14 protein-coding genes are annotated in these 12,600 nt (G+C 66.2%); 10 read left to right on the plus strand and 4 right to left on the minus strand.

Annotated features, from left to right (window positions below; genetic code table 11):
* Position 1 precedes the first annotated feature (1 nt).
* Complete coding sequence (locus tag E1263_RS19530) at positions 2–1,198, minus strand: NAD(P)-dependent malic enzyme (RefSeq protein ID WP_132169349.1); 1,197 nt, start codon at positions 1,196–1,198, stop codon at positions 2–4.
* A 240-nt stretch (positions 1,199–1,438) separates the two neighbouring features.
* Here E1263_RS19530 and E1263_RS19535 point away from each other — a divergent pair, with 240 nt between their 5' ends.
* From E1263_RS19535 to E1263_RS19570, 8 genes are all read left to right on the plus strand, one after another.
* The gene (locus tag E1263_RS19535) at positions 1,439–2,281 is read left to right on the plus strand and encodes a transporter substrate-binding domain-containing protein (protein WP_132169351.1); all 843 of its coding nucleotides are present in this window, start codon (positions 1,439–1,441) and stop codon (positions 2,279–2,281) included.
* A complete protein-coding gene (locus E1263_RS19540; RefSeq protein WP_202868963.1) occupies positions 2,278–3,099 on the plus strand; it encodes an amino acid ABC transporter permease in 822 nt (273 codons plus the stop codon). The genes E1263_RS19535 and E1263_RS19540 overlap by 4 nt, the downstream gene beginning before the upstream one ends.
* Entirely contained in the window at positions 3,099–3,851 is a 753-nt protein-coding gene (locus tag E1263_RS19545) for an amino acid ABC transporter ATP-binding protein (RefSeq protein WP_132169353.1), read from the plus strand. Before E1263_RS19540 ends, E1263_RS19545 begins: the two co-directional genes overlap by 1 nt.
* A gap of 167 nt (positions 3,852–4,018) precedes the next feature.
* Positions 4,019–4,921 (plus strand): ABC transporter substrate-binding protein, encoded by a 903-nt coding sequence (locus E1263_RS19550; protein WP_132169355.1) that lies wholly within the window; start codon positions 4,019–4,021, stop codon positions 4,919–4,921.
* Entirely contained in the window at positions 4,921–5,874 is a 954-nt protein-coding gene (locus E1263_RS19555; protein WP_202868964.1) for an amino acid ABC transporter permease, read from the plus strand. Before E1263_RS19550 ends, E1263_RS19555 begins: the two co-directional genes overlap by 1 nt.
* A complete protein-coding gene (locus E1263_RS19560) occupies positions 5,874–6,653 on the plus strand; it encodes an amino acid ABC transporter ATP-binding protein (RefSeq protein WP_132169357.1) in 780 nt (259 codons plus the stop codon). The genes E1263_RS19555 and E1263_RS19560 overlap by 1 nt, the downstream gene beginning before the upstream one ends.
* A 72-nt stretch (positions 6,654–6,725) precedes the next feature.
* A complete protein-coding gene (locus E1263_RS19565) occupies positions 6,726–7,118 on the plus strand; it encodes an ATP-binding protein (RefSeq protein ID WP_132169359.1) in 393 nt (130 codons plus the stop codon).
* A gap of 76 nt (positions 7,119–7,194) precedes the next feature.
* Complete coding sequence (locus E1263_RS19570; RefSeq protein WP_132169361.1) at positions 7,195–7,995, plus strand: RNA polymerase sigma factor SigF; 801 nt, start codon at positions 7,195–7,197, stop codon at positions 7,993–7,995.
* A 25-nt stretch (positions 7,996–8,020) separates the two neighbouring features.
* On the opposite strand, the gene E1263_RS19575 is transcribed toward E1263_RS19570, so the two are convergent.
* On the minus strand, positions 8,021–8,353 hold the full coding sequence (locus tag E1263_RS19575) for a hypothetical protein (protein ID WP_132169363.1): 333 nt from the start codon (positions 8,351–8,353) through the stop codon (positions 8,021–8,023).
* A 534-nt stretch (positions 8,354–8,887) separates the two neighbouring features.
* Between E1263_RS19575 and E1263_RS19580 the strand changes: the two genes are divergently transcribed.
* Positions 8,888–9,139 (plus strand): WhiB family transcriptional regulator, encoded by a 252-nt coding sequence (locus E1263_RS19580; RefSeq protein ID WP_132169366.1) that lies wholly within the window; start codon positions 8,888–8,890, stop codon positions 9,137–9,139.
* 65 nt (positions 9,140–9,204) lie between these two features.
* On the opposite strand, the gene E1263_RS19585 is transcribed toward E1263_RS19580, so the two are convergent.
* A complete protein-coding gene (locus tag E1263_RS19585) occupies positions 9,205–10,683 on the minus strand; it encodes a sensor histidine kinase (protein WP_132169368.1) in 1,479 nt (492 codons plus the stop codon).
* 109 nt (positions 10,684–10,792) lie between these two features.
* On the opposite strand from E1263_RS19585, the gene E1263_RS19590 reads away from it, so the two are divergent.
* Entirely contained in the window at positions 10,793–11,707 is a 915-nt protein-coding gene (locus E1263_RS19590) for a DUF2785 domain-containing protein (RefSeq protein ID WP_238161333.1), read from the plus strand.
* On the opposite strand, the gene E1263_RS19595 is transcribed toward E1263_RS19590, so the two are convergent.
* A complete protein-coding gene (locus tag E1263_RS19595) occupies positions 11,666–12,592 on the minus strand; it encodes a helix-turn-helix transcriptional regulator (RefSeq protein ID WP_132169372.1) in 927 nt (308 codons plus the stop codon). The two genes, E1263_RS19590 and E1263_RS19595, sit on opposite strands and share 42 nt — an antisense overlap.
* Between the last annotated feature and the right edge of the window lie 8 nt (positions 12,593–12,600).

Below are 12,600 nucleotides of genomic sequence, written 5' to 3' on the forward strand. Positions count from 1 at the left end.
GTCAAGGGCGGGCGACGTTGTCGGTGTGGGCGGCGGCGTAGACGGCGGCGGCTACGGCGGGCGCGACTCGGTCGTCGAAGGGGGACGGGATGATGTAGTCGGGGCGGAGGTCGCCCGGTGCGATCAGGCCGGCCAGCGCGTCGGCGGCGGCCAGCTTCATGCCCTCGGTGATGCGGGAGGCATTGGCGTCGAAGGCACCGCGGAAGATGCCGGGGAACGCGAGCACGTTGTTGATCTGGTTCGGGAAGTCCGAGCGGCCGGTCGCGACCACGGCCGCGTGGCGGTGGGCGATATCGGGATGGACCTCGGGGTTCGGGTTGGCGAGGGCGAAGATCATCGAATCCGGTGCCATCCGGGCGATGGCTTCCTCGGGGACTGTCCCGCCCGAGACGCCGATGAACACGTCGGCGCCGTCCAGAGCATCCACCAGCCGGCCGGACAGCCCGCCGGTGTTGGTGTCGCGAGCCAGCGACAGCTTTACCGGGTTCAGGTCCGCGCGGTCCTCGTGCAGCACGCCCTTCGAGTCAACGACCGCGAGGTCGCCGACCCCGGCCTGCAGCAGGATCCGTGCACACGCGACCCCGGCTGCGCCGGCTCCTGAGATCACCACGCGGATCCCCGAGATGTCCTTGCCGGTCACCCGGAGCGCGTTCCGCAAAGCAGCCAGTACGACGACCGCCGTACCGTGCTGGTCGTCGTGGAACACCGGGATGTCCAACCGCTCTTTCAGCCGGCGCTCGATCTCGAAGCAGCGTGGTGCGGAGATGTCCTCGAGGTTGATGCCGCCGAACGACGGTGCCATCCGCACGACCGTCTCGACGAACTCGTCGACGTCGGTGCAGTCGAGCGCGATCGGGACCGAGTCGACGCCACCGAACTCCTTGAACAGCAGCGCCTTGCCCTCCATCACCGGCAGCGACGCGGCCGGCCCGATGTCACCGAGGCCCAGTACGGCGGTTCCGTCGGTAATGACCGCGACCACGTTGGACCGCCACGTGTAGGTGCGCGCCAACGACGGGTCCTCGGCGATCGCCGTACAGACGCGGGCGACGCCCGGCGTGTAGGCCATCGACAGCTCGTCGGCGTTCGTGACGTGCACCGAGGACGTCACCTCGATCTTGCCGCCGCGGTGCAGCTCGAAGACCGGATCACCTTCGAAGCGATCGGTGACAACAGCGGATACAGGTTGGGCGACCATGACAGAACCCCTCGGGACAGTGTGTGAGCAGAAGTCATCCGGCCCGACGAAGGTGCGTCGAACCACAGTGTTTCCAGGGGGTCGCCCGTGCTGATCGAGTAAACCACAGCGTCAACTGGTCTGCTGTGAGCGGCCCCACATCCGGTGACGATCGCGTCTCGCTCACCGCAAAGCAGGGGGCAGGAACTGCCTGCTGTGCCAGGATTCGGAGATTCAGACCCCTGTCGAGGAGTAATCGCGATGAACATCGTCCGCACCCTCCGTAAGCACCGCCGGACCGTAGCGGCCGCGTCCGCTGCCGTCCTCGCGCTCTCCGTCGCCGCGTGCGGGGGCGAATCAAGCAGCGGTGGATCCGACGACAAGGCGAAGGCCGCCGGGATCGAGCTGATCAAGTCCGGCACGCTGACGATCTGCACGCACCTGCCGTACAAGCCGTTCGAGTTCAAGGAAGGCACCAAGGTCGTCGGCTTCGACACCGACCTGCTGACCCTGCTGGCCGACGACCTCGGCCTGAAGGTCGACGTGATCAGCATCGAGTGGGCCCAGGTCACCTCGGGCGCCGCGTTCAAGGCGAAGAAGTGCGACGTCGGTATGGGCGCGATGACGATCAACGAGCCGCGCAAGGCCGCGCTCAGCATCACCGACCCGTACATGGACGCGACCCAGGTGCTGCTGGCCAAGAAGGACTCCGGCATCAAGGGCCTGGCCGACCTGAAGGGCAAGAAGCTCGGCGCCCAGGGCGACACCACCGGCAAGGACTACGCCGACAAGTACGCCAAGGAGAACGGCTACGAGGTGATCCCGTTCAACGACCTGGCCCTGCAGATGAACAACGTGAAGTCCGGCCGGGTGGCCGCCGCGATCAACGACAACGGCGCGATCTACGACTTCGTCAAGGACAACCCGGACCTGGCCGTGGTGGCCGAGTTCGACACCGGTGAGCAGTACGGTTTCGCCGCGCTGAAGGACGGCAGCGGCCCGAAGGTCGTCGCCAAGTTCAACGAGCTGCTGGCCAAGGCGAAGACCGACGGCAAGTACACCGAGATCTACAAGAAGTGGTTCGGGGTTGAGCCGAAGAAGTGACCAGCCCAGCCGACACCGTCGTCCGTAAGGGACTGAGCCCGCGCAAGCGGGCCCAGCGCTCGCGCCTGATCCAGTACGCCATCCTGATCGCCCTGGTCCTGTTCGCCCTCTTCAGCGCGAACTGGGGCCAGATCGGCTCGGTGTTCTTCAAGCCGGAGTTCATCAAGGCGACGTTCCAGGACGGCGTCCTCCAGGCTCTCGTCAAGACCGTCGAGTACACGGCCGGTGCCTTCGTGATCGGCCTGGCCGGTGGCACGCTGCTGGCGCTGATGCGGCTCAGCAGCGTCGGCCCGTACCGGTGGATCGCGACCGCCTACATCGAGTTCTTCCGCGGTTTGCCGGCGATCGTGGTCTTCATCGCGTTCAGCCTGCTGCCGCTGGCCTTCGAGGGGATGACGATCCCCTTCGACCCGTACGGCGTCGTCTGGCTCGCGCTCGGCATCGTCGCTTCGGCGTACATGGCCGAGGTGATCCGGGCCGGCATCCAGGCGGTACCGAAGGGACAGATCGAGGCGGCCCGCTCGCTGGGTATGTCGCCCGGGCTCGCGCTGCGCAAGATCGTGCTGCCGCAGGCCTTCCGGATCGTGCTGGCGCCGTTGACCAACGACCTGATCCTGCTGGTCAAGGATTCCTCGCTGGTCTTCATCATCGGCGTCGCGGCCACCGGCTACGAGCTGACCGGTTTCGGTCGCGACCTCGCCAACACGTACTCGAACCTGACCCCGATCGTGGTCTGCGGCTTCTGCTACCTGATCATCACCCTCCCGCTGGGCATCCTGGTCCGCCGGCTCGAGGCCCGTGCAGAGAAGAGCCGCTGATGGCACTCGTCGAGATCAACAACCTGCACAAGTCGTTCGGCAGCAACCACGTCCTGCGCGGCATCGACTTCAGTGTCGAGCAGGGCGAGGTCGTCTGCGTGATCGGGCCGTCCGGCTCGGGCAAGTCGACGCTGCTGCGCTGCGTCAACCTGCTCGAGGTTCCGCAGGAGGGCCAGGTGATCGTCCGCGGTGAGGACATCACCGACCCGGACTGTCACCTGGACGCCGCCCGCGCGAGTATCGGGATGGTGTTCCAGCAGTTCAACCTGTTCCCGCACCTGAGTGTGCTGACGAACTGCGCGGTCGCCCAGACCACGGTTCTGAAGCGCAAGCCGGAAGAGGCGGAGAAGATCGCCCGGGCCAACCTGGATCGGGTCGGCCTGACCGACAAGGTGCACGCCTTCCCGGCACAGCTGTCCGGTGGTCAGCAGCAGCGCGTAGCGATCGCTCGCGCACTGTCGATGGACCCGGCACTGATGCTGTTCGACGAGCCGACGTCCGCGCTCGACCCCGAGCTCGTCGGCGACGTGCTCACCGTGATGCGCAAACTGGCTCTCGAGGGCATGACGATGCTCGTCGTCACCCACGAGATGGCCTTCGCCCGCGACGTCGCCGACCGCGTCGTCTTCATGGACGGCGGCGTCATCGTCGAGCAGGGCCCGCCCGCCGAGGTCATCGGCAACCCCCAGGAAGAACGCACCAAGCTCTTCCTGAAGCGAGTCCTCGATCCGACCCACGTGCAGGACAACTGATCGGTATGTCGTGACGCTGCGTGCCCGGGTGGTCGACGGGCCGCATGCATCGGCTACGAATAGGTCTCCATTAGCGGGTTAACGCTGCTTTCGGGGTGTGACCGTGTGTCAAGATGCGGACCACACGGCGCCGGAAATCGGCCGGCGCCCGGTCTTGGAGGACTTAGATGTCTGTCCTGCGTGGAGCGCTGGCACTGTCCGGTGTTCTGGTTCTGGCGACGACGGCGGCCTGCGGTTCGGATTCCCTCGGCTCGAACCCGAGCGGCCCGGCCAGTGCACCCTCGATCCCGTCGTCCAGTGGTGGGCCGGACCTGAGCGGCAAGCTGCCGCCGAAGATCGCGACCGCCAAGAAGATCGTCGTCGGCGTCGACGCGAGCTACCCGCCGAACGAGTCGCTGGAAGGCGGCAAGAACGTGGTCGGGATGGATGTCGACCTGTTCAACGCGGTCGCCGCGAAGTTCGGCGTCACCGTCGACTGGCAGCCGGCCGGGTTCGACACCATCATCACCGGTGTCCAGGGCGGCAAGTACGACATGGGCATCTCGTCGTTCACGATCAACGACAAGCGCAAGCAGCAGGTCAACATGGTCAGCTACTTCAGCGCCGGCACCCTGTGGGTGACCGCCAAGGGCAACCCGAAGGGCGTCAACCCCGACGACGCGTGCGGCAAGACTGTCGCCGTACAGAAGGGCACGACGCAGCTCGAGGACGACCTGCCGAAGCGGCAGGCCAAGTGCAAGGCCGAGGGCAAGCCGGAGATCAAGCCGGTCGTCCGCGAGAAGCAGGACCAGGCGACCGCCGACCTCGTCGCCGGCAAGGCCGACGCGATGCTGGCCGACTCCCCCATCTCGCTGTACGCGGTCAAGCAGACCAACGGCGCGCTCGAGCAGCTCGGCGAGATCTACGACGCGGCGCCGTACGGGTATGTCGTCCCGAAGGCCCAGACCGAGTTCGCGGCCGCGATCGTCGAGGCGCTGAAGGCGTCGGCCGCTGACGGCTCGTACAAGTCCGCACTGGCCAAGTGGGGCAACGAGTCAGGGGCGATCACCGACTTCGCGGTCAACCCCTGATGAGCGAAGAGACCCCGGCCGGTACGACGGACGCCCGGCCCGGCGCGATCGACGCCGTACCGGTCCGGCATCCCGGCCGCTGGGTCGCGATCGCCGTGATCGCGGTCCTGGTCGCGATGCTGGTGCACCTGCTGCTGACCAACAAGGCCTTCGACTGGAAGTTCGTCTTCCAGGCGATGAACCAGACGCCGGTGATCAGCGGGTTCCTGAAGGGGACGCTGCTCGTCACCGTGCTGTCGATGATCGTCGGCGTCGGTGGCGGCGTGCTGCTCGCGGTGATGCGGCTGTCGGACAACCCGATCCTGTCCGGGGTCTCCTGGGCGTTCACGTGGTTCTTCCGCAGCATCCCGCGGTACCTGCTGCTGTTCACGATGGGCACGCTCGGTGTGCTCTTCCCCAGCGGCGTCTCGCTCGGCATCCCGTTCGACTGGAAGATCATCGAGTGGCTCGGGATGTCCGGTGACTGGCGATTCCTGACCCTGGACGCCAACCAGGTGTTCACCGGGCTCGTTGCCGGTGTGATCGGGCTCGGGCTGTCCGAGGCGGCGTACATGGCCGAGATCGCCCGCGCCGGGATCATGTCGGTGGACAAGGGCCAGGCCGAGGCCGCTGAGGCGCTCGGGATGCCCAAGGGCAAGGCGATGCGCCGGGTCGTGCTGCCGCAGGCGATGCGCGTGATCGTGCCGCCGACCGGCAACGAGACGATCGCGATGCTGAAAGATACGTCACTACTCCTCGCCGTCCCGGTGATCGGCGAGCTGTTCTACCAGCTGCAGTCGATCGGGAGCACGTACTACAAGACGTTCCCGATCGCGGTCGCCGCGACGCTGTACTACCTGCTCGCGACCAGTGTGCTGATGGTCGGGCAGTACTTCCTCGAACGGCACTTCGGCAAAGGCTTCGGTACGACGGCGCCGCGGGCTGCCCGTCCGGCCGGGGCAGGGGGTGCGTGATGACTGACCGTCCTTTGGTTCATGCGGTCAACGTGACCAAGTCCTTTCACCACAACGAGGTCCTGAAGGGCATCGACCTCGATGTCGAGGCCGGTCAGGTGGTCTGCCTGCTCGGGCCGTCGGGTTCGGGCAAGACGACGTTCCTGCGCTGTATCAATCAGCTCGAGACGATCGACGGCGGCCGGATCTGGGTCGACGGCGACCTGATGGGCTACGCCGAACGCGGCGACAAGCTGTATCGCCTGAAGGACAAGGAGATCGCGGCCCAGCGCCGTGAGATCGGGATGGTCTTCCAGCGGTTCAACCTGTTCCCGCACATGACCGCGATCGACAACGTGATCGAGGCACCGGTCCAGGTCAAGGGTGAATCGAAGAAGGTCGCCCGCGAGCGCGCCCAGGCGCTGCTCGACCGCGTCGGCCTCGGCGATCGCACGGCGGCGTACCCGGCGCAGTTGTCCGGTGGCCAGCAGCAACGAGTTGCGATCGCGCGGGCCCTGGCGATGCAGCCGAAGCTGATGCTGTTCGACGAGCCGACCTCCGCGCTCGACCCGGAGCTGGTCGGCGAGGTGCTGGCCGTGATGCGCGAGCTGGCCGACGACGGTACGACGATGATCGTGGTCACCCACGAGATGTCGTTCGCCCGGGAGGTCGCCGACACGGTCGTCTTCATGGACGCCGGTGTCGTCGTCGAGGCCGGTCCCCCGGCCGACGTGATCGGCAACCCGCAACACCAGCGGACCAAGAGCTTCTTGTCACGCTTGAGGTCCGAACACTCCTGAGGGTTGGCGCCGTGCTTCAAATGCGGTGAGAGTGGTAGAAGTACGGCGTCAAGCCAAGTTAGAGGAGACGAAGTGAGCAGCACGGGGCAATCGTCCGAGGTCCGCCTGAGTATTCCGGCCGACGGTGCGTACATCGCCGTACCGCGGTCGGTCGTGGGGAACCTTGCGGCCCGCAACAACTTCACCGTCGATGCGATCGACGATCTGCGGATCGCCGTCGACGAGGCGTGCTCCTTGCTGCTCCCGCAGGCCACGGACGGGGTCCTGGACTGCGTTTTCGAGATCGCGCCGCCGCAACTGACGGTTCGCACCAGTGCCGTCGTACCGGCTGGCTGGACGCCTGACACCACGTCGTTCGGCTGGACCGTGCTGACCGCGCTCGTCGAGACCGCCGCCGTCGAGACCATTGACGGCAGGCTCACCATCACCGTGACGGCCACCGCCATCGCCACGGAGAACCTGTGAGCGAGCGTAGCGAGCGAACCAAAAGTAGAGCACAGCTATCTGTCACGACGAAGCCGAGCGCTAGCGAGGCGAAGGAGTGACAGACGAACGATCAACCGGCGAACGCCATCACGACCAACATTCCGATCTGCGAACGCGGACGGCTGCTTTCTTCGCGATCATGGGCGCGTCCGGAATCGGTACGCCGGACCACCATGCGGCGCGCGATGGTCTGGTCTCGCTGCACATGCCGCTGGTCGAGCATCTGGCCCGCCGCTTCCGCAACCGCGGCGAACCGTACGACGACCTGGTGCAGGTCGCGACGATCGGGCTGATCAAGGCGATCGACCGGTTCGACTCCGACCGTGGGGTCGAGTTCTCGACGTACGCAACGCCGACGATCCTCGGCGAGATCAAGCGGTACTTCCGCGACAAGGGCTGGGCGATCCGGGTGCCGCGGCGCCTGCAGGAGCTGCGGTTGTCGCTGACGGCGGCGACTGCCGAGCTGACCCAGGAGCTCGGCCGGGCGCCTACCGTCGCTGAGCTGTCCGTGCGGCTGAGTTTGCCCACCGACCTGGTGATCGAGGGGCTCGAGTCCGCCAACGCCTACAACACGTTGTCCCTGGACGCCCCGGACCAGAACGAGTCCGACGCGACCACGGTCCTGGACGGGCTGGGCGGCGAGGACGAGGCGCTGGAGAGCGTCGAGTATCGCGAGTCGCTCAAACCGCTGCTGGCCCAGCTGGACCATCGCGAGAAGCGGATCCTGACACTGCGATTCTTCCGGGGTATGACGCAGTCGCAGATCGCGGAGGAGATCGGGATCTCGCAGATGCACGTATCGCGGCTGCTGGCCCGCACGCTGACCGAGCTAAGGGCCGGCTTACTCAAGGAATAGCCCCGAATAAAAGCAACGGGGGTATTTACAGAACCGGGTGATCTCTTTCGGGGTTGTCGGCAAGTGCCTTCGTGGATTCTTTACGGAAAACCGCTAGCAGGACGGCGATTGCCGCCACCCCGAGAGCGAACGCGACCCCTCGGGTGCCGCCGCCCCAGAAGCTGTAGGCGATCAGGAGCTGGATCAGCTGCGCGAACACCGCTGGTCCACGGCTCCACGTCGACGCGCGGGAGAGCCCGCGCGCGACGGCGGCCAGACCCACGCCGTACAGGATGAAGAACACCGTCGTGGTCGCTCCGAGGACCAAGCGGGAGCTCTGCAGCGTAATTGCTTCGACAATTCCGAGAACTACGAGCACAAGGCCTTCCGCTGCGACCACCGCCGCGGCTAGCTTCAGTGGTCTCGGTACTACGGCAGCTGGGGAGTCGGTCGGCACTCCGTCAGCTTAATGCGCGTTGTGCTGAGGGAACTCGGGCGCACGGGACGGCAAACCACCTCATTCCGCGCCCCGGCCGGGTGAGCGGAACCCCAGCCCCACAGGGATTCGAGGTTGTGCGTAACCAAAGCGTTGTCCGATCGGTTACTTGCAGTGAACGGGTGATTGCGAGTTAGCGCCTCTGTCCGGTTAACGGACGGGGAGGGCGGTCACGCACCGGTTCGTAGTGTTAAGGAAGTGTTGTGATCTGATCGACAACTCCAGAACCCTTGTTTCGTACGCCTGAGATTGGGAACATGGAGTCGTTCGTGAAAGCGTTCACAACTAGCCACGAACATTGAGTCCTCGCCCGACGGTCCCCTCCGTCGCGAGAAGTACGACGAGTACAGCACCCGCTGATCGGGCACAGACCTAACCGACAGCGTACTTCCACTACTGAGAGAGATGGGATTCGCCATGGATTGGCGCCACCGGGCCATTTGCCTCGATGAGGACCCGGAACTGTTCTTCCCCATCGGCAACACCGGGCCTGCGATCATGCAGATCGAAGAGGCCAAGCAGGTGTGCCGCCGATGCGACGTGCGTGAGCAGTGCCTTGCGTGGGCACTGGAAGCCGGCCAGGACCACGGTGTCTGGGGCGGCCTGAGCGAGGACGAGCGACGTGCGCTGAAGCGCCGTAACGCCCGCCAGCGCATCCGCACCGCCTGAGAAAACTTCGCCGAGGCCCCGCGGGATCCGCGGGGCCTTCGCTGTTTCTCAGCCCCTACTACTTGTTACTCGGCGACCGGAAAGTCCACTGTGACTTGGGTTCCGCTCTTCCCGTCCGGGCGAGGGCCGAACTTCAGCGTGCCGTCGAGCTCCCCGAGCACGAGTGTGCGAACGATCGACAGCCCCAGGTTTCCGGACAGCTCGGAATCGAAGTTCGCGGGCAGTCCCTGACCGTCGTCGACGACGGTCACATGCAACCGCCCCACTGACCGGTCACCGGTCAGCTCGATGACACCACTGGATTCCCCGCCGTCGCGGGTGCCGAAGGCATGCTCGACCGAGTTCTGCATCAGTTCGGTCAGGACCATCGCCAACGGCGTGGCCTGATCCGAATCCAGGACACCGAAGCTCCCGCTGCGCCGGATCTCCACAGCGGTGGCAACGGTCGAAACGTCAGCCACCATGGCAGCAACGCGATCAGCCACGTCATCGAAGTCCACATGTTCGTCGAACGATTCCGAGAGGGTCTCGTGCACGATGGCGATCGAACCGACCCGGCGAACCGCTTCGGCCAACGCCTCTTGGGCTTCCGGCACCGCCATCCGGCGGCCCTGCATCCGCAGTAACGCGGCCACGGTCTGCAAGTTGTTCTTCACGCGATGATGAATCTCCCGGATGGTCGCCTCTTTGGTGACCAGCTCCCGCTCCCGGCTGCGCAGCTCCGTCACGTCCCGGAGCAGGATCAGCGCGCCCACGTGCTGACCGTCGGCCCGCAACGGAATCGCCCGCAGGAACAAGGTTGCGTCGGAGTTCTCGATCTCGATCTCCTGCGCCGCGCGTCCGGTCAGCACGGTCGCCAGTACGTCGTCGACCTTGCGTCCGGTATGCAGCAACTCCGCAGTGATGTCCTTCAGGCGGCTGCCGACGAGGTCGGTGACGAGACCCATTCGCCGGTACGCCGACAACGCGTTCGGGCTCGCGAACGTCACCATCGCGTGCCGGTCAACCCTGATGCAGCCATCCCCCACGCGGGGCGACGTGGACAGCAGGCGCTCCCCGCCGTACGGGAAGATGCCGTCGGTGATCATCCGGGCCAGGTCGGTGGCGCTTTGCAGGTAGGCGATCTCGAGCCGCGACGGCGTGCGGACGCCGAGCAGGTTGGTGTTGCGGGCAATCACCGCGATGACGCGAGAGCCACGCCGGACGGGGATCGTCTCGACCCGGACCGGTACGTCGTCGCGCCACTCCGGGTCGCCTTCGCGGCAGATGCGGCCACCGTCGTAGGCCTGGTCCAGCAGGTGCCGGCGGCCGCGCGGGATGAAGCTGCCGACGATGTCGTCGAGGTACGCCGTCGGTCCGGTGGTCGGACGCATCTGCGCGCCGGCCCAAAAGCCGAGTCCTTCGGTGTCGGGCAGCCAGAGGACCAGATCGGCGAACGACAGGTCAGCCAGCATCTGCCAGTCCGAGACGAGCAGCTGCAGGCGATCCAGGTCGGCCTGGTCGAGGGTCGTATGGTTTCTGGCCACATCACTCAAGGACGGCACAGACCTGATGGTACTGAGGGCGGTGCCGATTCTTCCCCACCCCACCGCCCCGGTCTGGCGGCTCGACAGATGGGTGTAGACAGGTGTTTGATCTCAGTCGGGCGGAAGGATGATTTTGGTGGAGTCGACGTACTGGCAGGACGTGATGGCTGCGGACTACGCGGTACCCCACGATCGTGCGCTGAACGACCTCACCGAAGAGCTTGTCCGCGGTCTCGCGTCGACCAACCCGCAGGTGCGGGACGCACTGGCCTATCCCACTCTGGCCACCTGGCTGGAGCGCGGTGTGTACGACGACCTGCTGCCCGGCTTCGGCGACGGCCTCTGTGCCGGACTGTCGTACGGATTGGGCGAGGAAGGTACCGACAGTGTCTTCCGGCGCTCCTTCACCGCACTGACGCTCGCTGAGGTCATCCACCGCGACAACGCCGAGTTCCTCGTCCACGACGAGGTCGTGATGCGCTGGGGCGACCGGCTGGCCACCTGGCTGCTGCGGGAGCGGGATCTGCGCGGCTACGTGCCGGACTCCGGCTGGGCGCACGCTGTAGCGCACGGGGCCGACGCTATTGGTGCACTGGCTCGCTCCCGGCACTGTGACGTCGGAGTGCTGCGCGCGCTGCTCGACGTGCTGGCAGACCGGATCGTCAAGGACACGCAGTACCGCTGGGTGCACGAGGAGCACGACCGGGTCGCGCATGCGGTCATGACGATCCTGCACCGCAACATGCTGACCAGTGACGAGCTGGAGCGCTGGCTGAAGCCCATCGCGACCACTGCGGCCCAGCAGCCACTCATGCACGAGACGCTGCCCGAGTGGCCGACTCCCCCGGTGTTCAACGCCCGTGGCGTGCTGCATGTGCTGCTGAGCCAGCTAGCGATCGGCGTGAAGGGCTTCCCGATCCCTGGTGACGACGAGCTGTTCGGACGGCCCATCGAGGCGCGTGCGGATCTCCTGCTGATGCTGACCGAGGCAGTGCAAGGCTCACAGCCTTACATCTACCGGCCGGCTACTAATCCGTCGTAGGCGGTCTGCCAACTGAAGCACGTGGTCCCGTAGCTCGCCCGGTGTCTCGATGACAAACGGCATGTCCAACCCGGCCAGTACTGCGGGCACCCAGTCCAGTCGCTCGGCCCGAAGCTCAATGCGTACTTCGTTGTCGAGCGGAGTGATGACAGCCAGGCCGGCTGGGAGCCTGCGCTGCACCTCCTTCACCGTGCCTTGAGCTCGGACCGACACAGCGTGCGCCCAGGGTGTTCTCGCCAGCGAGTGCAGAACCGCACTGGCCGCATCACCAGGCGGTGGTTCCGCGGTTGCTGCCAGCAACGATGCTGCGGTGATCCGGTCGAGGCGGAAGGTGCGGTCGGCGGTGGCGACGTACCAGCGCTCACCGTGCCCGACCACGCCGTACGGCGCGATGGTCCGGGCGCTGGAGTGTCCCTGGCGGTCGGTGTAGGTGATCTCGACGGTGCGCTGGTCTCTCGCGGCTTCGGCGATCGTGAGCAGGACGCTGGTGTTGCTGGGGTTGGCGGATCGCTGGGCGGCGGTGAAGGACGAGGTGCTGAGCAGGGCTTCGAGCTGGTCTGCCAGCTTGGTGGGGAGGACACGGCGGAGCTTGGACAGCGCGCTGTCGGCCGCGAGGGACTCTGGACCGGCGTGTAACGCGAGAGCGACTGCGACGGCCTCCTCGTTGGTGAGCATCAGCGGGGGCATCCGGTAGCCCGGTGCGAGCTGGTAGCCGCCGTACCGGCCGCGGATCGAGCGGACTGGGATGTCCAGCTCGGTCAGGTGCTCGGCGTACCGGCGGACTGTGCGCTCATCGACGCCAAGCCGGTCCGCCAGGTCCGCGACGCGTCGCGTGCCACCTCCCTGAAGGAGTTCCAGGAGTGCCAGAACGCGGGCCGTGGACATTGGTTCAG

This window comes from Kribbella antibiotica (genome assembly GCF_004349055.1).
Taxonomy (GTDB): Bacteria; Actinomycetota; Actinomycetes; order Propionibacteriales; family Kribbellaceae; genus Kribbella; species Kribbella antibiotica.